The sequence below is a fragment of the Sphingomonas changnyeongensis genome (assembly GCF_009913435.1).
Lineage (GTDB): Bacteria > Pseudomonadota > Alphaproteobacteria > Sphingomonadales > Sphingomonadaceae > Sphingomonas_B > Sphingomonas_B changnyeongensis.
On sequence record NZ_CP047895.1, the window covers coordinates 844,713 to 864,335 of the forward strand.

The 19,623-nt window shown below is 69.8% G+C and carries 13 protein-coding genes and 2 pseudogenes; 7 read left to right on the plus strand and 8 right to left on the minus strand.

The window, feature by feature from the left end:
- Positions 1-3: 3 nt before the first annotated feature.
- The gene (locus tag GVO57_RS04340) at positions 4-666 is read right to left on the minus strand and encodes a uroporphyrinogen-III synthase (RefSeq protein ID WP_160592136.1); all 663 of its coding nucleotides are present in this window, start codon (positions 664-666) and stop codon (positions 4-6) included.
- Complete coding sequence (gene hemC / locus GVO57_RS04345) at positions 663-1,574, minus strand: hydroxymethylbilane synthase (RefSeq protein ID WP_160592137.1); 912 nt, start codon at positions 1,572-1,574, stop codon at positions 663-665. The genes GVO57_RS04340 and hemC overlap by 4 nt, the downstream gene beginning before the upstream one ends.
- Before the next feature lie 46 nt (positions 1,575-1,620).
- On the opposite strand from hemC, the pseudogene tsaD reads away from it, so the two are divergent.
- Both tsaD and GVO57_RS04355 read left to right on the plus strand, forming a co-directional pair.
- A pseudogene (gene tsaD, locus GVO57_RS04350) lies at positions 1,621-2,654 on the plus strand (tRNA (adenosine(37)-N6)-threonylcarbamoyltransferase complex transferase subunit TsaD).
- 43 nt (positions 2,655-2,697) lie between these two features.
- On the plus strand, positions 2,698-3,675 hold the full coding sequence (locus tag GVO57_RS04355; RefSeq protein ID WP_160593817.1) for an NAD(P)H-dependent glycerol-3-phosphate dehydrogenase: 978 nt from the start codon (positions 2,698-2,700) through the stop codon (positions 3,673-3,675).
- A gap of 144 nt (positions 3,676-3,819) precedes the next feature.
- On the opposite strand, the gene GVO57_RS04360 is transcribed toward GVO57_RS04355, so the two are convergent.
- Positions 3,820-3,996, minus strand: coding sequence for a DUF1674 domain-containing protein (locus tag GVO57_RS04360; RefSeq protein ID WP_160592138.1), 177 nt, complete (start codon positions 3,994-3,996; stop codon positions 3,820-3,822).
- 88 nt (positions 3,997-4,084) lie between these two features.
- Here GVO57_RS04360 and GVO57_RS04365 point away from each other — a divergent pair, with 88 nt between their 5' ends.
- The 3 genes from GVO57_RS04365 to metW are packed head-to-tail and all read left to right on the plus strand — an operon-like array spanning position 4,085 to position 7,118.
- Positions 4,085-5,359 (plus strand): RsmB/NOP family class I SAM-dependent RNA methyltransferase, encoded by a 1,275-nt coding sequence (locus GVO57_RS04365; RefSeq protein ID WP_233281469.1) that lies wholly within the window; start codon positions 4,085-4,087, stop codon positions 5,357-5,359.
- A 32-nt stretch (positions 5,360-5,391) separates the two neighbouring features.
- Positions 5,392-6,525, plus strand: coding sequence for a homoserine O-acetyltransferase MetX (metX, locus tag GVO57_RS04370; protein ID WP_160592139.1), 1,134 nt, complete (start codon positions 5,392-5,394; stop codon positions 6,523-6,525).
- The gene (gene metW, locus GVO57_RS04375; protein WP_160592140.1) at positions 6,522-7,118 is read left to right on the plus strand and encodes a methionine biosynthesis protein MetW; all 597 of its coding nucleotides are present in this window, start codon (positions 6,522-6,524) and stop codon (positions 7,116-7,118) included. Before metX ends, metW begins: the two co-directional genes overlap by 4 nt.
- Positions 7,119-7,313: 195 nt before the next feature.
- On the opposite strand, the gene GVO57_RS04380 is transcribed toward metW, so the two are convergent.
- Positions 7,314-8,003: a TetR/AcrR family transcriptional regulator gene (locus GVO57_RS04380; RefSeq protein WP_160592141.1), complete on the minus strand. Its 690-nt coding sequence runs from the start codon at positions 8,001-8,003 to the stop codon at positions 7,314-7,316.
- Between the two features lie 158 nt (positions 8,004-8,161).
- Between GVO57_RS04380 and GVO57_RS04385 the strand changes: the two are divergent.
- Positions 8,162-10,473 (plus strand): annotated as a pseudogene (locus GVO57_RS04385) (TonB-dependent receptor).
- 265 nt (positions 10,474-10,738) lie between these two features.
- On the opposite strand, the gene GVO57_RS04390 reads toward GVO57_RS04385, so the two are convergent.
- From GVO57_RS04390 to pheS, 3 genes are read right to left on the minus strand one after another with little or no spacing between them, the layout of a single operon-like run.
- Complete coding sequence (locus GVO57_RS04390) at positions 10,739-12,211, minus strand: S41 family peptidase (protein WP_160592142.1); 1,473 nt, start codon at positions 12,209-12,211, stop codon at positions 10,739-10,741.
- A gap of 58 nt (positions 12,212-12,269) precedes the next feature.
- Positions 12,270-14,693, minus strand: a complete 2,424-nt coding sequence (gene pheT, locus GVO57_RS04395; protein ID WP_160592143.1) for a phenylalanine--tRNA ligase subunit beta — start codon at positions 14,691-14,693, stop codon at positions 12,270-12,272.
- Positions 14,690-15,811: a phenylalanine--tRNA ligase subunit alpha gene (gene pheS, locus GVO57_RS04400; protein ID WP_160592144.1), complete on the minus strand. Its 1,122-nt coding sequence runs from the start codon at positions 15,809-15,811 to the stop codon at positions 14,690-14,692. The genes pheT and pheS overlap by 4 nt, the downstream gene beginning before the upstream one ends.
- A 133-nt stretch (positions 15,812-15,944) precedes the next feature.
- On the opposite strand from pheS, the gene GVO57_RS04405 reads away from it, so the two are divergent.
- Entirely contained in the window at positions 15,945-17,774 is a 1,830-nt protein-coding gene (locus GVO57_RS04405; RefSeq protein WP_407695709.1) for a DUF885 domain-containing protein, read from the plus strand.
- Between the two features lie 243 nt (positions 17,775-18,017).
- Here GVO57_RS04405 and GVO57_RS04410 read toward each other — a convergent pair whose 3' ends face one another.
- The gene (locus GVO57_RS04410) at positions 18,018-19,577 is read right to left on the minus strand and encodes a lysine--tRNA ligase (RefSeq protein WP_233281536.1); all 1,560 of its coding nucleotides are present in this window, start codon (positions 19,575-19,577) and stop codon (positions 18,018-18,020) included.
- Positions 19,578-19,623: the final 46 nt, after the last annotated feature.

The window sequence follows — 19,623 nt, forward strand, 5'->3', positions numbered from 1 at the left end:
CCGTCATCCCTGACACAGACGCGCGGCGACCGCCAGCAGCGCGTCATCGTCGCTTCGGGGCGCAATGCCGACCGCGTCCCAGCCGGTGCCCGCCGCCGCGGCGACGGCGGGGCTGATCGCGGCGATGCGGTGACGCGCGGGCACCGCCCCATCGGGTGCGACCAGCGCCCGGTAGTGGCGGGCGGCGCGCGGCGAATGCAGCAGCGCCAGATGCGGCCCCGGCGGCAAAGCAGGCGGCGGATCGACAGCCTCCGACGCATAGACGGTGACCGGCAGGATCTCAGGCAGGGCGGGGGACGGCACCCGGTCCGCGCCCGCCAGATGCAGCAGCGCCCGCACCCCGTCTGCTGCGGCGCGCGCCGCAGTGCCAGCAACATCGCCGGGGCCGGTGCGGATATCGACAAAGCCGGCAGCGGCTGCCGCCTCCGCCGTCGCGTGGCCGACCGCATAGAGCGGCAGGCCGGCCAATCCGGCGGGCGCGGTGCCGATCGCGCGGGCGGCGTTGGCGCTGGTCATCAGCAGCGCATCGAACCGCGCATCGGGCAGCGCCCAGGCGCGCGGCACGATCCGGAACAGCGGCGCGATCACCGGATCAAGGCCGAGCGCCCGCGCGCGCGCCGCCGTTGCCGCGGCCCCGGGCTGGGGGCGCAGCACCAGCAGCGTCATCCGACGAACAGCGCCTTCAGTTCGGCAGGCGCGCGGCCCAGCAGCTCTTCGGCCAGCTCTTCGGCATCGCCCTCGACCGCGATTTCGGCGGTGTCGCCGACATGCTGGCTGCCATCGGGCGACAGGATTTCGGCGCGCATCCGCATCAGCCCGCCATCCGGCTCGGCAAGGGCGGCGACCGGCGACCGGCAGCCCGCACCCAGCCGCGCCAGAAAGGCGCGTTCGGCAAACACGCAGGCGGTGGTCGCCGGATGATCGATCGCCGCCAGTAGGTCGCGCATCCGGTCATCGCCCGCGCGCGCCTCGATGCCCACCGCGCCCTGCGCCGGGGCGGGCAGCATCTCGTCGGTCGCGATCGCGACGCCGATATCGCCATGCCCCAGCCGGTCGAGCCCCGCGGCGGCGAGCAGGGTCGCATCGACTTCGCCCGCCTCAAGCTTGGCCAGCCGCGTCTCGACATTGCCGCGATAGAGCAGGGTTTCGACGTCCGGCCGCGCCCGCTTCAGCTGCGCGGCCCGGCGCGGCGAGCTGGTGCCGATGCGCGCGCCCTGCGGCAGCGCGGCGATCGAGGCCGCGCCGATCAGCCGGTCGCGGACATCGGCGCGCGGCAGCATGGCGGCGATGCAGATGGTCGCCGGGCGGATCGTTTCGACATCTTTCATCGAATGGACGGCAAAATCGATTCGGCCTTCGGTCAGCGCGACATCCAGCTCCTTGGTCCACAGCGCCTTGCCGCCCAGATCGGCGAGCGCACGGTCCTGAAACCGGTCGCCGCTGGTCTTGAATGTCACGATTTCAATATCTTCTTCGCTCCAGCCATGGGCGGCGGCCAATGCGGCGCGGACCATGCGGGCCTGGGTGAGAGCAAGAGGCGAGCCGCGGGTGCCGAGCCGGAGAATGCGTTCCATGGCCGCAGCTTAGACAGGACCGGCGCAAGAAGGTAGGGGGCGAGGCATGGCAATCATCCTCGGCCTTGAATCAAGTTGCGACGAGACGGCGGCGGCGCTTGTCGATGACGGGCGGCGCGTGCTGGCCCACCGGCTGGCCGGGCAGGAAGCGGCGCACCGCCCCTTTGGCGGGGTGGTGCCCGAAATCGCCGCGCGCGCCCATGTCGAGGCGCTGTGCCCGCTGGTTGAAGCCGCGCTTGCCGATGCCGGGCTGCGTCTGGCCGATGTCGATGCGGTGGCGGCGACCGCCGGGCCGGGGCTGATCGGCGGCGTCATGGTCGGGCTGGTGACGGCCAAGGCGCTGGCGATGGCGGCGGACAAGCCGCTGATCGCGGTCAATCATCTGGAAGGCCATGCGCTCAGCCCCCGCCTTGCCGATGCTGGGCTGGCCTTTCCCTATCTGCTGCTGCTGGTGTCGGGGGGCATTGCCAGCTGCTGTTCGTCGCCGGGGTCGGGCGTTACCGGCGGCTGGCGACGACCATCGACGATGCGGCGGGCGAGGCGTTCGACAAGACCGCCAAGATCCTCGGCCTCGGCTTTCCGGGCGGGCCGCGTGTCGAGGCGGCGGCCGCGCGCGGCGATCCGCGTGCGGTGCCGCTGCCCCGGCCGCTGGTCGGCACGGCCGAGCCGCATTTCTCGTTCGCCGGGCTGAAAAGCGCGGTGCTGCGCGCCCATGGCACCGGGGCCCACCGCGCCGAGGACATTGCCGCATCCTTCCAGCAGGCGGTGATCGACTGTCTGGTCGACCGCACCGCGCGGGCGATCGCCGCCAGCCCGGGGGCGACCGCTCTGGTCGTCGCCGGGGGCGTTGCCGCCAATGGCGGGGTGCGCGCGGCGCTGGAGGCGTTGGCGACGGCGCATGGCCTGCCCTTTGTCGCGCCGCCGCTCTGGCTGTGCACGGACAATGCGGCGATGATCGCCTGGGCCGGGGCGGAACGCTTTGCGCTCGGCCATGCCGATCCGCTCGACACGCCGGCGCGCGCGCGCTGGCCGCTCGATCCGGATGCCGCGCCGGCGCGCGGCGCGGGCGTCAAGGCGTGAGGCGGCACGGGCAACAGGGAACAGGGGCAGGATGGGCACCGAGATGAAGCTGGGCGTCGTCGGGGCGGGCGCATGGGGCACGGCGCTGGCGCAGCTGGCCGCCGCCGGCGGGGCGGAGGTGCCGATCTGGGCGCGCGAGGCCGAAGTCGTCGCGGCGATCAACGCCACCCACGCCAATCCGCTGTTTCTGCCGGGCATCGCGCTGTCGCCCATGGTGCGCGCGACCGGCGATCTGGCCGATCTTGGCGGCTGCGATGCGCTGCTGCTGGTGACGCCCGCCCAGCATCTGCGCAGCGTGCTGTTGGCCGTTCCGCCCGGCCCCGCGCTCATCCTGTGCGCCAAGGGGATCGAGGCGGGCACGGGCATGCTGATGTCCGACATCGTGGCCCAGCTCTGCCCCGGCCGGCCGCTCGCCGTGCTGTCGGGGCCGACATTCGCGCACGAGGTGGCGGCCGGGCTGCCGACGGCGGTGACGCTTGCCTGTGCCGATCCCGCGCTCGGTCAGGCGCTGGCGCAGCGGCTCGCCGGTCCCGCCTTCCGGCCCTATCTGTCCGCCGATGTGATCGGCGCGGAGATTGGCGGCGCGGTCAAGAATGTGCTCGCCATCGCCTGCGGCGTGGTCGAGGGGCGGGGGCTGGGCCTCAACGCCCGTGCGGCGCTGATCAGCCGGGGCTTTGCGGAAATGACCCGGTTCGGGCTGGCGCGCGGGGCGGAGCGCGAGACGCTGGCCGGCCTGTCGGGGCTGGGCGATCTGGTGCTGACCTGTTCGTCGACCAGCTCGCGCAATTTCGCGCTCGGCAAGGCGATTGGCGAGGGCAGGCCGGCGGCCGCGCTGATGGCCGATCGCCGCACGGTTGCCGAGGGCGCGTTCACCGCGCCGGTGCTGCAACAGGCGGCGCGGGCGATCGGCGTCGACATGCCGGTCGTCGATGCGGTGTGCGCGCTGCTCGCCGAAGGTGCCGATGTCGGCGCGGTGACGGCGACGCTCCTCGCCCGGCCACTGCGCGCGGAGGGGGCTTAAGTCGCGGCACGGGGAGTCTTTAGTTGTCGCGGTACCGGCCCGCTCCCCCACCCGGCCACCCATATGATACTGCCGTTGGGTGGCCGGGTGGGGGAGCGGGCCGGTGCCGCCTCCGCGCCGGGAGGCGCGCAACGAACACCCTCCTCAGAAGTCGATGGCGATGCCCTTCAACTCCCAGTCGCCATAGCGGACGGGGTTGAGGCCAAGGGGATCATCCTCGCCTTGTGCAGCCTCCGGCGCGGCCTTGGGCGCGGGTTGCGGCACCGGCGGGCTGGGGGACAGATATTCGGGCGGCTTCACATGGGCCGGGCGTTCGCCCATTGCGGTCTCCCTTCGACATCAGGCGGCTGTGATACCCCGACAGCGGGGCCGGGTTAACATTGGGGCAACAGAGGGATCGGGCAAGACCATGGGCGGCGATAAAATGGCGGACGGGCCGGGGCTGGCGGCACGGCGGGCGGCGCTCAGGCTGCTCGATGCGGTGCTGCGCCGGGGGCTGCCGCTCGAGGCGGCGCTCGATGCCGCCGCGCGCGAGCTGACGCGCGGCGACGACCGGGCGCTTGCCCATGCGCTGGCTGCCGCCGTGCTGCGCCGCCTGCCCGATCTCGATGCGCTCATCGATTCGGCGACCGCCCGGCCGCTGCCCGCCGATGCCAAGGCGCGGTTTGCGCTGCGCATCGCGCTGGCGCAGGCGCTGGTGCTGGGCACGCCGGGCCATGCGGCGATCGCCACCGTGCTGCCGCTGGTCGATGGCGGGCCGCGCAAGCTGGTGCACGGCGTGTTCGGCACGCTGATGCGGCGGCGGGTGGCGCTGCCGGCGCGGCCGTCCCTGCCGGGTGGAGTGGCGCAGCGCTGGCTGGCCGCGTGGGGGCGCGACATGATCGATGCCGCGGCAGAGGCGATCGCCGCCCCGGCCCCGATCGATCTCAGCTTCGCTGTCGAGCCCGAGGCGTTTGACGGCGTGGCGCTCGCCCCCCGCCACCGCCGGCTGCCGCCCGGCACCCGCGTCACCGAACTGCCCGGCTATGCCGAGGGCGGCTGGTGGGTGCAGGATCTGGCCGCGTCGATCCCGGCGCGGCTGCTGGGCGCAGGCGGCGGGCGGCAGGCGCTCGATCTGTGCGCGGCACCGGGGGGCAAGACGCTGCAGCTGGCGGCGGCGGGCTGGCGGGTGACGGCGCTCGACAATGCGCCGGCGCGGCTCGACCGGCTGCGCGACAATCTGGCGCGCACCGGCCTGCCGGCGGAGCTGGTGCTGGCCGATGTGCTCGACTGGGCGCCGCCTGCGCCTGTCGATGCGATCCTGCTCGATGCGCCGTGCAGCGCGACCGGCATTTTCCGCCGCCACCCCGATGTGCTCCACCGCGTGCGCGCCAAGGACATTGCGGCGCTGGCCGAGCTGCAGGGGCGACTGCTGGCGCGGGCGGCGGGCTGGCTGCGGCCCGGCGGCATTCTGGTGTTCGCCACCTGCTCGCTCGAGCCGCAGGAGGGCGAGGCGCATCTGGCAGCGGCGGAGGCGGCGGGGCTGGAACCGGTGCCGGTGCTGGCGGACGAGCTGCCGCCCGGCATCCTGCCCGATCCGCGCGGCCATGTCCGCACGCTGCCGTCGATTCTGGCCGATCAGGGCAGGCTCGACGGCTTCTTCATCGCCCGTTTCCGCCGGGCCGGCCAGGCGGGCGCGGATTGACAAGCGGGGCCGGCCCCGCCCAAGCGGCGCGGATGAGCGACGATGCCCGTTTCGGCCTGTCCCGCCAGCTGCGCCTGCCCGGCCCGTTCCCGCTCGACGGCGGCACGTCGCTTGGCGAGATCGAGATCGCCTATGAAACCCATGGCCGGCTGAATGCGGCGGGCAACAACGCGGTCCTGATCTGCCATGCGCTGACCGGCGACCAGCATGTCGCCTCGCCGCATCCGCGCACCGGCAAGCCCGGCTGGTGGACGCGCATGGTCGGCCCCGGCAAGCCGGTCGATCCCGAGCGGCATCTGATCATCTGCGCCAATGTGCTGGGATCGTGCATGGGCTCGACCGGCCCGGCGAGCCTCGATCCGGCGACGGGCACGCCCTATGCGATGCGCTTTCCGGTGATCACCATCCGCGACATGGTGCGCGCGCAGGCGGCGCTCCTCGACCATCTCGGCATCGCGCGGCTGCGCGCCGTGGTCGGCGGGTCGATGGGCGGGATGCAGGCGCTCAGCTGGGCCGCCACCTATCCGGCACGGGTCGAGGCGGCGGTGGTGATCGCCTCCGCCGCCCGCCATTCGGCGCAGAACATCGCCTTTCACGAGGTCGGCCGTCAGGCGGTCATGGCCGATCCGCGCTGGCGCGGCGGCGATTATTACGCCAGCGGCGATCCGCCGACCGCGGGGCTGGCGGTCGCGCGCATGGCGGCGCACATCACCTATCTGTCCGAAGCCGGGCTGACCGAGAAATTCGGCCGCCGCCTGCAGGGGCGGCCCGACAAGCCGGGCGGGGCCAAGAGCTTCGGCTTCGACGCCGATTTCCAGGTCGAAAGCTATCTGCGCCATCAGGGGTTGAGCTTCACCGACCGGTTCGATGCCAATTCCTATCTCTACATCACCCGCGCGCTCGATTATTTCGATCTGGCCGAGGATCATGGCGGGCGGCTGGCCGACGCGTTCCGGGGCAGCGCGGCGCGTTTCTGCCTGATCAGCTTCGACACCGACTGGCTTTATCCGACCGCCGAAAGCCGGGCGATCGCCCATGCGCTCAACGCCGCCGGCGCGGCGGTCAGCTGTGTCGAGCTTTCAAGCCCGTTCGGCCATGACGCCTTTCTGCTCGACGCGCCGGAGATGAACCGCATCGTCGACGGCTTTCTGAGGGCCGGGGAATGACCGCGCTGCGCCCCGATCTGGCGATCATCGCTGCCAATGTCGCGCGCGGCACGCGGGTTCTGGACATTGGCTGCGGCGACGGTGCGCTGATGGCGGCGCTGCGCGACGCGCGCGGCGTCGATGCGCGCGGGCTGGAGCTTGATCCCGCCAATGTCGCCGCCGCCGTGGCGCGCGGCCTGTCGGTGATGCAGGGCGATGCCGATGTCGATCTGGTCGATTACCCCGCCGGGGCGTTCGACTATGCGATCCTCAGCCAGACACTGCAGACGACGCGCCGCCCCGACCTTGTGCTCGACCAGCTGGTGCGGATCGGGCGGCGGGCGTTCGTGTCCTTCCCGAACTTCGCCCATTGGCGGGTGCGGCTGTCGCTGCTGTGGGGCGGGCGGATGCCGGTCACGCGGCTGCTGCCGCTGCAATGGTATGAAACGCCCAACATCCACCATGTCACGATCGACGATTTCCGCGCCCTTGTCGCCGCGCGCGGGCTGGCGGTCGAGGGCAGCTGGTTCCTGTCGGGCGACAGCCTGACCAGCGCGGCGGCAGCGAATTTCCGCGCTGAACATGCGGTTTTCCTGCTCAGCCGGCCGGATTGAGGATCGGTCGCGGGGGTTTTAGCCGGGAAGAACGGCACCGGGGGTTGTTTGTGTGGGAAGAACGGCACCGGCCCGCACCCCCACCCGGCCTCCCATAGCGTAACCTGCCGCCCATGAGGCCGGGTGGGGGTGCGGGCCGGTGCCGTCCCTGCGCCGGAAGGCGCAGCACAAACACGCCCCCCTGCGCCGGAAGCCCTACCCCCGCACCAGCCCGCGCGCGATCAGCGCATTGGCGATCCCGGCCACTTCATCGGGCGTGCGATCATCGCCCAGCACGCCGAAGCGCAGGCCCAGAAACACGTTCATCCCCATGATCGCCCAGGCGACGACTTCGGTGTCGGCGATGCTCAGGTCGCCGCGCCGTTCGGCCTCGCCGAGCCTGAGCGCGATGCGGTCGGCGGTGTTCTGATAATGGGCGCGGTAGCTGTCGGGATCGACGAACTCGGCCTCGTCGATGATGCGGTAGATTTCCTTGTGCGCGCGCACGAAGCCGAGAAAGCTCGCCAGGCCGGCGCGTTCGGCCGCCAGCCCGTCCGGCGCCGCTGCGATCGCCGGGGCGACATGGTCGCGCACCTGCGCCGACATGTCGCGCACCAGCGCCCGGAACACTTCCTCCTTGGAGTTGAAATAGGTGTAGAAGGTGCCGAGCGCGACGCCCGCGCGCTGGGTGATGTGGGTGATGCCGGTGTCGTGAAAGCCGCGCGCGCCAAACTCCGCCGCCGCCGCATCGAGGATCGCGCGCAGCGTCTTGCGCCCGCGCGCGGTGCGCGGCGTCTTGTCGGTCGCGCCGCCGGCTGCCGCCTCGGCCGCTGCGCCATCTGCGGCCGGGCCTGAAGCCGCGTCCGAAGCTGCAACTGTTGCCGCGCCGCTACGCCTGCCGGCCATTTTCCCTCTCCCGCCGCGCTAAAGTTGAAACCCGGTTCAGGTTTCAGTATAGGCCGGGGTGGACCGGGCGCAAGTCATGCCGAAATGACCGCCCGCAGGAGGGGAAGGATGCCAATGAACCGGATGTCGTCGCGCGCGCTGTTTCTGCTGGGGCCGGGCTGCAGGCGCTCGTTTCCGCACCGCTTGCCGCCCAGCAGGTCGAACCGCCGGCCGGGGTCAGCGATCTGGGCGACATCACCGTCACCGCCCGGCGGCGCGAGGAGAGCCTGCTCGACGTGCCGATCGCCATCACCTCCTTCTCCGGCGCGACGCTGGAGCGGACGGGCGCGATCGACATCACCGAGATTTCGGATGTGACGCCGAACGTCACGCTCGAAGTGTCGCGCGGCACCAACACCACGCTCACCGCCTTCATCCGCGGCGTCGGCCAGCAGGATCCGGTGGCGGGTTTCGAGGCGGGCGTCGGCCTCTATCTCGACGATGTCTATCTGAACCGCCCGCAGGCGGCGGTGCTCGACATTTACGATGTCGAGCGGATCGAGGTGCTGCGCGGGCCGCAGGGCACGCTTTACGGCCGCAACACCATCGGCGGCGCGATCAAATATGTGACGCGCGACCTGAACGCCGACGAGGCCGAGGGCGGGTGCGCGGCAATGTCGGCAATTTTGACCAGTTCGATCTGGTGGCGACGGCGAGCACGCCGCTGAGCGACGATTTCCGGCTTGGCGGGTCGATCGGCCGCTTCAGCCGTGGCGGCTTCGGGCAGAATCTCGTCAACGGGCTGGAGAATTACAACAAGGACATCTGGGCGATGCGCGCCAATGCCGAGTTCGGCCGGCGCGGTGATTTCTTCCTGCGCATCGTCGGTGATTACACGCGCGACCGCTCGAACCCGCGCAACGGCCACCGGCTGATCCCCGGCCTGCTGTCGGGCGCGCCGGTGCTTGACGATGTGTTCGACACCCGCGCCGGGCTGACCCGCCCGACCCAGGATGTGAAGGCTTACGGCCTGTCGGGCACCGCCGAATGGACGCTGAACGACACCGTCACGCTCAAGAACATCATCGCTTGGCGCCAGGACCGCAGCCAGACCCCGATCGATTTCGACAGCCTGCCCGCCGCCGATGTCGATGTGCCCGCCATCTACCGCAACCGGCAATTCTCGAACGAATTCCAGGTTCTCTATGAAGGCGAGAAGCTGCAGGGGATCGTCGGCGCCTATTATCTGAATGCGCGGGCGCGCAACATTTTCGACGTCGTGCTGGCGACCACCAACCCGGTGTTCCTGCCGGGGCTGAGCGCATCGACCTCCGGCGACGTGCGCACCAAGACCTGGGCGATCTTCAGCGATTTCACCTATGAACTGAGCGAGCAGATCTCGCTGTCGGTCGGCGGCCGCTACACCTCCGATGAACGCCGGGCGCGCGTCATCCGCGCCAATCTGCTCGGCGGCCCGTCGCCCGAGCTGGGCGGCCAGGGCGTGCAGCTCGGCGCGCGGACGTCCGATTTCACCGGCGCTGAAACCTTCAAGCAGTTCACGCCGCGTGCCTCGATCAGCTGGAAGCCGAGCGAGGATCACACGCTCTATGCCTCCTACCAGAAGGGCTTCAAGGGCGGCGGCTTCGACCCGCGCGGCCTGTCGACGGCCGCACCCGACCTCAATGGCAACGGCACCCGCGAGGCGTCGGAAATCTTCGACTATTTCCTGTTCGACCCTGAAAAGGTGAACAGCTACGAACTGGGCTGGAAGGCGTCGATGCTCGACGATCGGCTGCGCTTCGCGCTCGCCGGCTTCTATGCCGATTACAGCGACGTGCAGGTGCCCGGCTCGGTCGGCGCGGTCATCGGCGGGGTGCCGACCTTTGTCGGCGTGACCACCAATGCCGGCAAGGCGACCTTCAAGGGCGTCGAGCTTGAGATGCAGGCCGGGCTGGCCCGCGATTTCGCGGTGGGTGGCGACCGGCTCAATTTCTCCGGCACGCTCGGCTGGATCGACGCGCAATATGACGAGTTCATCACCAACGTCCCCGGGCGCGGCCCGGTCGACGTCGCCGATTTCCGGCGCATCCAGAACACGCCCGAATGGACGCTGTCAGGCACGCTCGATTACAATGTGCCGCTGGCCGGTGGGCTGTTCACCGCGCTGACCAGCCTGTCCTATCGCAGCAAGACCTTCCAGTTCGAAACGCCCAGCCCGTTCCTCGACCAGCCGGGCTATGCGCTGTGGGATGCCAGCCTGGTGTGGACCAGCGAGGACCAGCGTTACACGATCGGCGCGCATGTGAAGAACATCACCAACCAGCGCTACATCGTCGCGGGCTATCAGTTCCTCGCGACCGATCCGGTCACCGGCGTGCCGACCCGCACCGCGGCGGGTGCCGTGGTGCCGAGCCTTGGCCGCGAGGGCGTGGCGACCGCCTTTTACGGCAATCCGCGCCAGGCGTTCGTGTCGTTCGGCGTGAAGTTCTGAGCTGTCCCACCCCCGGCCCATCGGGCCGGGGGTGTTCATCGGCAAGAACGGGATCGGGTGTTTTTGTTTGGGAAGAACGGCACCGGGATTCTGTTGATCGGGAAGAACGGCACCGGCCCGCTCCCCCACCCGGCCACCCAACGGCAGTATCATATGGGTGGCCGGGTGGGGGAGCGGGCCGGTGCCGTCCCTGCGCCGCAAGGCGCAGCACAGGAAAACCCGGTGCCGCTCTCGCGCCGCAAGGCACGCACCAACATCGCCCCGCTCAGAACAGCCCCGGCAGCTCCAGCTGGGCGGCGCTCGGGTTGGCGGGCAGCAGCGGTTCGGGCGCTGTCCGCGTGGTGCCGAGCGAGCGGGCCTGCTGCCCGGTCGGGATCGGCGTGCAGGGCCGGCCGGCGATGAAGTCGAGCGCGGCGCGCAGCGAGGCTTCGTTGCGGTCGCCGAGCGGCAGGGCGGTATCGTCCGCCGCCTGGCAGCTGTTCGGCACCACCCCTGCCAGCCCGCTGAAATAATTGTCCGATCCCGCCGCGTTGCGGGTCGAGAAGGCCAGCACGCGCAGCCGGTCGTCACAGGCGGCGCGGTCGAGCGCGATCTGGCCGACCGGCTTGCCGAAGCTGTTCGCGCCGACCAGCGCCATGTTGGCGCCGAGATAAGGGATCATCGCGTTGATCACCACCTCGCTGGCCGAGGCCGATGACCCGGTGGTGATGAAGGCGATGCGGGTGGGCGCGACCGATTCTGCCACCGTCTGGAACCGCCGGGTGCGGTTGTTGGCGGCCTTTTCGGGCCGGTAGACGGTCTGGCCGAACACGTCGGCGGCAAAGCGGTTGCGCCCGAGCAGGTCGCCGAACAGCTCGGCGATGCTGAGCAGCCCGCCGCCATTGTAGCGCAGGTCGATGACCAGATCGGTCACGCCCGCGGCGCGGAACCGCGCAAAGGCCTGACGCAGTGGCGCATCGGCCGAGGAGATGAAGGTGCGCAGGTTGAGATACCCCACCTGCCGCCCGCCATCGGACAGGATCTGCACGCCGTAGCGGCTGGAGACCGGCGGAATGTCGAACGACGCCTTGGTGACGCTCACCGTCCGCGTGCCCGTCGGCCCCGAGACGCGCAGCGTGCGCGCCAGCCCGGCGGTGTTCGGTCCCAGCGCGTCGGTGATCGCGGCCGCGCCGCCGCGCGCGAACAGATCCTCCACCGGGGTCAGCGAGGTCGGGCCGGTGCCGATCGCCTCGATCCGGTCGCCCCGGTCCAGCCCGGCGGCCAGCGCCGGCGCGCCCTCATAAGCCTCGATGATCGTCACCCGCCGGGCCACCGGATCGGACTGGAGCCGGATGCCGAAGCCGGCGGTCGTGCCCTGGGCGAAAAAGGCGTTTTCCTCGGCAATCGAGGTGACAAAGGTGAAGAACCGGTCGCGCCCCTGCGCGCGCGCGGTCGCGGTCAGCGCGTCGATATAGGCCTGGACGCTGGTAAAGCCCGCCGGCGACAGCGTGCCGGGCACGGTTTCGGGATAGAGATACCATTCGTCGATGACCGAACGCGCCCAGGCCTGCCGGTCCGACAGGCTGCAATTGGCGGCCACCGGCGGCGGCAGCGGCGTGCCCCCGCCAACCTGCCCCCCGCCGGTCTGCCCGCCGCTCTGGCCGCCCGCGCCGCCACCCCCGCCACAGGCCGACAGCAACAGGGCAAGGGCGGAAACGAGCGTGCGGGCGATCGGGGGACGGGGCGAACGGGCTGTCATCGCCCGATCATGGCCGCACGACCGCGCGCTTGTCCACGCCCTGTTGCCGCCCCGCCGCTCAGGCGCGCAGCGTCGCGCCCAGCTTGGCCGCGGCCGCGACGATGCGGGCCGAAATGCCGGCCAGATCCTCGTCAGTGAAGCTTTTCTCGGCCGGTTGCAGCACGACTTCGACCGCCAGCGACTTCTGCCCCTCGGGCACGCCGGTGCCGGTGAACAGGTCGAACAGCCGCGCGCCGGTGATGCGCGCCTTGTCCGCCCCGCGCACCGCGCGCACCAGCGCGTCGGCGGCCAGATCCATCGGCGCGACGAACGCAAAGTCGCGCGTCACCGCCTGCAGCGCGGGCGGCTGATAGGCCGGGCGCTGGCGGGTCGCGCCGCGCCGCGCCGGCACCGCGTCCAGATAGACTTCGCCCGCCACCACCGGCACCGCCAGGTCGAACCGCCGCGCCAGCGCCGGATGCAGCGCGCCGAACGCCGCCAGCACCGTTTTCGGGCCAAGCCGCAGCGTCGCCGACTGGCCGGGGTGATAGCTGTCGCCAGCCTCGCCCATCACCTGCAGATTGTCGACCGGGGCCCCCGCGGCCTCGAGCAGGGCGAGCGCTTCCGCCTTGGCATCGAACGCGTCGAATGGCTGCGCCCGGCCGCTTGCCCAGCCGCGCGCCGCGCGCTCGCCGGCGAGCACGAAGCCGAGCGTCAGCCGCTCGCCATCCGCCAGATAGCGCCGCCCGAGTTCGAACAGCCTGACGCTCTTCATCCCCCGGTCGATGTTGCGCCGCGCCGCGCCCATCAGGCCCGGCAGCAGCGACGGGCGCATGACCTTCAGATCCTCGCTGATCGGGTTGGCGAGCGTCCATGCGCCGCCGCCCACCGCCCCGGCCTCGGCCTCGGACAGGAAGGACCAGGTGATCGCCTCGTTCAGGCCACGCGCCGCCGCCGTGCGGCGCACCCGCCGCTCGACCAGCTGTTCGGGGCTGGCGGTCGGGCGGGCGACCCCGTCGGCGCGCGGCAGCGGCGTTGACGGCACATGATCGATGCCGGCGATGCGGATCACCTCCTCGACCAGATCGGCGGGGCCGTCGACATCGCGCCGCCAGCTTGGCACGGTCACGCGGAAATCCTCAAAGCCGCCGTCCAGCGCGACCGGATCGCCATTGCCGTCGAGCGGCTGGACGACAAAGCCCAGGCTTTCGAGGATCTCGACCTGGCGCGCGGCGGGCACGGCAAGGCCGCCCAGCGTCGCGGCCAGCCGGGGATCATAGCCGATCACCGCGCCGCCTTCCGGCGGCTCGCCGCTGCGGGTCACCTCGGTTGCGGTGCCGCCGCACAGCGCCAGCACCAGCCGGGTTGCGATCGCCAGCCCCTCGTCCAGAAACGCCGGATCGACGCCGCGTTCGAACCGGGTGCGGGCATCGCTGGTCAGCATCAGCGTCTGGCCAGTGCGGGCGATATGTTCGGGATCAAAATAGGCGCATTCGATCAGCACGTCGCGGGTATCGTCCGCACAGCCCGAATGTTCGCCGCCCATGATGCCGCCGATATCGTGCACCGCCGCATCGTCGGCGATCACGGTCATGCCGCGGGTGAGCGCATAGCTCTTGCCGTTGAGCGCCAGCACGCTTTCGCCGTCCTGCGCCTTGCGCGCCACCAGCCCGCCCGAAAGCTTTGCCATGTCATAGACATGAAGCGGCCGGCCCAGCCCGAGCATGACATAATTGGTGATGTCGACCAGCGCCGAAATCGGCTTCTGCCCCACCGCCTTCAGCCGGCGCTGCAACCAGTCGGGCGAGGGGCCGTTGGTCACGTCGCGCACCGCCTGGCCGTAAAAGGCCGGGCAGCCCGCCGCATCCTCGGTCCGCACATCGGGCCCTGCGCCCTGCGGCACGATTGCCGGCAGGTCCGCGACCACGGCGTCGAGCGGCCGGAGCGTGCCGAGGCCCGCCGCCGCCAGATCGCGGGCGATGCCGCGCACGCCCATGCAATCCTGCCGGTTGGGCGTGATCGCCACGTCGATCACCGGATCATCCAGCCCCGCATAATCGGCAAAGGCGGTGCCGATCGCCGCATCCTCGGGCAGTTCGATGATGCCGTCATGATCATCGCCCAGCTCCAGCTCGCGCGACGAACACATCATGCCGTTGGATTCGACGCCGCGAATGGCGGACACCTTCAGCGCCATGCCATTGGCCGGCACGACCGCGCCGGGCAGGCCGAGCACGCCGACCATCCCCGCGCGCGCATTGGGCGCGCCGCACACCACCTGCAACGGGCCGTCGCCGCAATCGACGCTCAGCACCTGCAGCTTGTCGGCCTGGGGGTGGCGCGCGGCGGTCAGCACGCGCGCGATGCGAAAGCCGCGCAGCCGCTCGGCGGGGTTCTCGACGCCTTCGACCTCAAGCCCGATGCGCGTCAGCGTCAGCACGATCTCGTCGAGACCGGCGTCGGTTTCCAGATGCTCCTTGAGCCAGGACAGGGTGAACTTCATGCGCCGACTCCGGCCGAAAGGGTGGGAATGTCGAGCGACGCGAAGCCGTAATGCCTGAGCCAGCGCAGGTCGCCGTCGAAAAAGGCGCGCAGATCGTCCATGCCATATTTGAGCATCGCCAGCCGGTCGACGCCGGTGCCGAAGGCAAAGCCCTGCCATTCATCGGGATCGAGGCCGCATGCCGCGATCACCCGGCGGTGGACCATGCCGCTGCCCAGCACCTCCATCCAGCCGCCGCCCGGCACGTCGCCGCTGCCGCCGATCACCCGCTTGCCGTCGGTCCAGGTGAAGCCGACATCGACCTCGGCCGACGGCTCGGTGAATGGAAAATAGCTCGGCCGCAGGCGCAGCACGATGTCCTCACGCTCGAAAAACGCCTTGAGGAAGGTCTCGAGCGTCCATTTCAGATGGCCCAGATGGATGCCGCGATCGATCACCAGCCCTTCGATCTGGTGGAACATCGGCGTGTGGGTGGCATCCGAATCCGACCGGTAGACCCGCCCCGGCGCGATGATGCGGATCGGCGGCTTTTGGCTGGTCATCGTGCGGATCTGCACCGGGCTGGTGTGCGTGCGCAGCACGATATCCGGGCCGGACGCCCACCGATCGACAACCTCACGTTCTGTGGACGTTGGTTCCACGTAGAAGGTGTCGTGCATCGCCCGCGCCGGATGCGTTTCGGGGATGTTGAGCGCGGTGAAGTTATGCCAGTCATCCTCGATTTCCGGGCCGCTGGCGACGGCGAAGCCCAGATCGGCGAAGATTTCCGCCAGCTCGTCCATCACCTGGGACACCGGATGGATGCTGCCGCGCGGCCGCTCGGGCGCGGGCAGCGACAGGTCGATCCGCTCCGACGCCAGCCGCGCATCGAGCGCCTGCTGCTCAAGCGCCGCCTTGCGTTCGGCAATCGCTGCGGTCACCGCCTCGCGCAGGCCGTTGATGCGCGGCCCTTCCACCTGCCGCTGTTCGGGGGACATCGCGCCCAGCGTCTTCAAGAGCGCGGACACGCTGCCCTGTTTGCCGACAAGCGCGACGCGCTCGGCATCGAGCGCCTCAAGGGTGGGCGCGGCGGCGATGGCGGCAAGCGCCTGGTGCTGAAGCTGGTCGATCTCGGTCATGGCGCATGTCCCAAAGCAAAAGGGGACGGGCCATGCAAGCGTGCGCGCAAATCCGGCCATGCCGTGCGCCACGCTCTTTTCAAACCGGACCCGACTGTCTTATACGCGTCATACAGTTGTTCAGGGAGAGAAAATGATGCGTATGTCCATGCTGCTCGCCTCGGCCGCACTCGCGCTGGCGGCAGCCGGGCAGGCGGTGGCCGCACCCGCCCGGGACCAGTCGGCCCCCGCCGCACCCAAAGCATCGGCGGCCGATGCTGCGCTGACGAAGCTGTTCGCCGACAGCGACGAGGAAAGCCTGAGGCTCAACCCGATCTCGGCGCTGTTCCGGGGTGACATGCGCTATGCCGACCGGCTGGGCGATTTCGGCGATGACCGCTGGTATGACGCGCTGCGCCGGGCGGCGGAAAAGGATCTGGCGCGGCTGCGCGGCATCGACCGGGCGGCGCTGACCCCGGTCAACCAGATCGCCTATGACGTGTTCGAATGGCAGACGCGCGACACGCTGCGCAGCCTGTCGCCCGATCTGCTGGCGCTTACCCAGGTCCGCCCGGTCGATCATTTCTTCGGCTTCCATGTCTTCTATCCGGGGCTGGCCTCGGGCAAGGGCGCGGCGCCGTTCAAGACCGTCAAGGATTATGAGAACAACCTTGCCCGGCACCGCGACTATGTCGCGCTGCTCGACCGGTCGGTGGCGCTGTTCCGGCGCGGCATGGCTTCGGGCGTCGTCCAGCCCCGGCTGGTCGTCGACAATGTGATCGGCCAGCTCGACCTGCAGATCGCGCAAGGAGTTGAAGGATCGACCTTCTACCTGCCGGTCAAGGAGTTTCCCAAGGATGTGCCGGCCGCCGATCAGGCGCGGCTGCGCGCGGCGACGGCGGCGATGATCCGCGACCAGATCCTGCCCGTTTATGTGCGGCTGCGCGATTTCCTGAAGAACGAATATCGCCCGGTCGCGCGCGACGGTGTCGGCCTTGTCCATATGAAGGGCGGCAAGGCGCTTTACGACTATCTGATCACCAGCAACACCACGCTCGACATGACGGCGGATGAGGTGCACGGCATCGGCCTGGCCGAGGTTGCGCGCATCAAGGGCGAAATGGACGCGATCCGCGTCAAGGTCGGTTTCGCCGGCACCCTGCCGCAGTTTTTCGAGCATCTGCGCACCGATCCGCGCTTCCGCCCCGCCGACCGCGAAACCTATCTCCAGGGCTTTTACGCGATCGGCAAGCGGGTCGACCAGCGCATCCGAGAGCAGTTTTCGACCATCCCCAAGACGCCGCTCGAGATCCGCTATTACGAGCCTTACCGCGAGAAGAACTCGGCGGGCGGCTCCTATGAACCCGGATCGCCCGATGGCAGCCGGCCGGGCATCTTCTATTTCAACGCCTATGACCTACCGTCGCGCTCGGTCGTGGGCATGGAGACGCTCTATCTCCACGAAGGCGCGCCGGGCCATCATTTCCAGATCGCGCTCGCGCAGGAAAACGAGGCGCTGCCGGCCTTTATGCGCTTTGGCGGCAACACCGCCTATGCCGAGGGCTGGGGGCTTTATGCCGAACAGCTCTGGGCGGAACTCGGCATGGAAAGCGATCCCTATCAGCGCTTCGGCGGTCTGGATGACGAGATGCTGCGCGCGATGCGGCTGGTGGTCGACACCGGCATCCATGCCAAGGGTTGGACGCGCGATCAGGCGATCGATTACATGCTCGCCAATTCGGGCATGAGCCGCACCGAGGCGACCGCCGAGGTCGAACGCTATATCGCCATCCCCGGCCAGGCGCTCGCCTACAAGATCGGCCAGCTGACGATTTCGCGGCTGAAGGCCAAGGCGCAGGCGCAGCTGGGGCCGAAGTTCGACGTGCGCGACTTCCACGCCCAGGTGCTGATGACCGGCGCGCTGCCGATGGCGATCCTCGAAAAGAAGATCGACGCCTGGATCGCGGCGAAGAAGGCCGGCTGAGGCGGGGAGGCTGACGGGTGCCGTCGCGTTGTTTGCTAGGAAGAACGGCACCGGCCCGCTCCCCCACCCGGCCTCCCATAGCATATCCTGTCGATGGGAGGCCGGGTGGGGGAGCGGGCCGGTGCCGCCCCTGCGCCGCAAGGCGCAGCACAAACAACCGGAGCGGGCCGGTGCCGCCCCCGCGCCGCGAGGCGCGCAACAAACAACCCCCGGCGCCTCTCCGCGCCGGGACGCGCAACAAACCTAGCCCGCCAGCGCCTCGGCGATGAGCTTGCGGCTGTTCTCGATCCCGTAGAGCGCGAAGAAGCTGCCCATGCGCGGGCCCTGGCTCGATCCGAGCAGCGTTTCATAAAGCGCCTGGAACCAGCTGCGCAGCCCTTCCTTGCCGTAATGGGCCTTGCCGATCTCATAGACCTGGTCCTGGATCGCCTGGGCCGGCTCAACCTCGCCAAATCCCCGTTCGGCAAAGCGGGCCAGCGCGGCATCGAGTTCGGCCAGCTGGGCGCGTTCCTCGGCGCTCGGCGCGCGGCGGACAAGCGTGGCGGCGACGAAATCCCGCCCATAGGCGACGGCGTGGCCGACCAGCCGGTCGAGCGCCGGGTTCGCCTCCGGCGACAAGGCCGGGTCGTAGCGGCGCAGGAACCCCCAGAGCGTGTCGCGGTCGCCCACGCCCGGCAGGCTGACCAGATTGAGCAGCAGGCCGAAGCTGACCGGCAGCGTTTCCGCCGGCACCTTGCCGTCATGGATATGGTGCACCGGGTTGCCGAGCTTCTGCTCGATCGGCTGCGCCGGATATTTCTCGCGGAACTGCCAATATTCGTCGACCGCGCGCGGGATCACGCCGAAATGCAGCTGCTTGGCCTTTTTGGGCTCGCGATAGGCGAAAAAGGCCAGGCTCTCCTCCGGCCCATAGGTCAGCCACTGGTCGAGGCTCAGCCCATTGCCCTTGGACTTGGAGATCTTCTCGCCCTTTTCGTCGAGGAACATCTCATAGTTGAAGCCCTCGGGCGGCCGCCCGCCCAGCACGCGCGCGATGCGCGACGACTGGGTGACCGAATCGATCAGGTCCTTGCCCGCCATTTCATAATCGACGTCGAGCGCGACCCAGCGCATCGCCCAGTCGACCTTCCATTGCAGCTTGGACAGCCCGCCAAGCGCGCTCTGGACGATGCGTTCGCCCTCGTCCTCGAACGCGATCAGCCCGGCTTCGGCGTCTATCACCTCGACCGGCACCTGCAGCACCACGCCCGATTTCGGGCTGACCGGCAGCACCGGCGAATAGGTCGCGCGGCGCTCGGCGCGCAGCGTCGGCAGCATCACGTCCATGATCGCGCCATAATGGCGCAGCACCGCGCGCAGCGCGTCGTCGAACCGCCCGCCGGTATAATAGTCGGTCGAGGACGCGAACTCATATTCAAAGCCGAAGCGGTCGAGGAACGCGCGCAGCATCGCATTGTTGTGGTGCGCAAAGCTCTCATATTTGCCGAACGGATCGGGGATGCGCGTCAGCGGCTTGCCCAGATGGGCGCGCAGCATGTCGGGATTGGGGACATTGTCGGGCACCTTGCGCAGCCCGTCCATGTCATCGGAAAAGGCGATCAGCCGGGTCGGCAGGTCCGACAGCGCGGCAAAGGCGTGGCGCACCATCGTGGTGCGCAGCACCTCGTTGAACGTGCCGATATGCGGCAGGCCCGACGGGCCATAGCCGGTTTCGAACAGCACATGGCCCTTGGCCGGCGGCGCGGCTTCATAGCGTTTCAGAAGCTTGCGCGCCTCCTCGAACGGCCATGCCTTGGACGTCATCGCGGCTGCGCGCAGGTCATTCACTCTTGTTGCCCTTTCGTTCCTG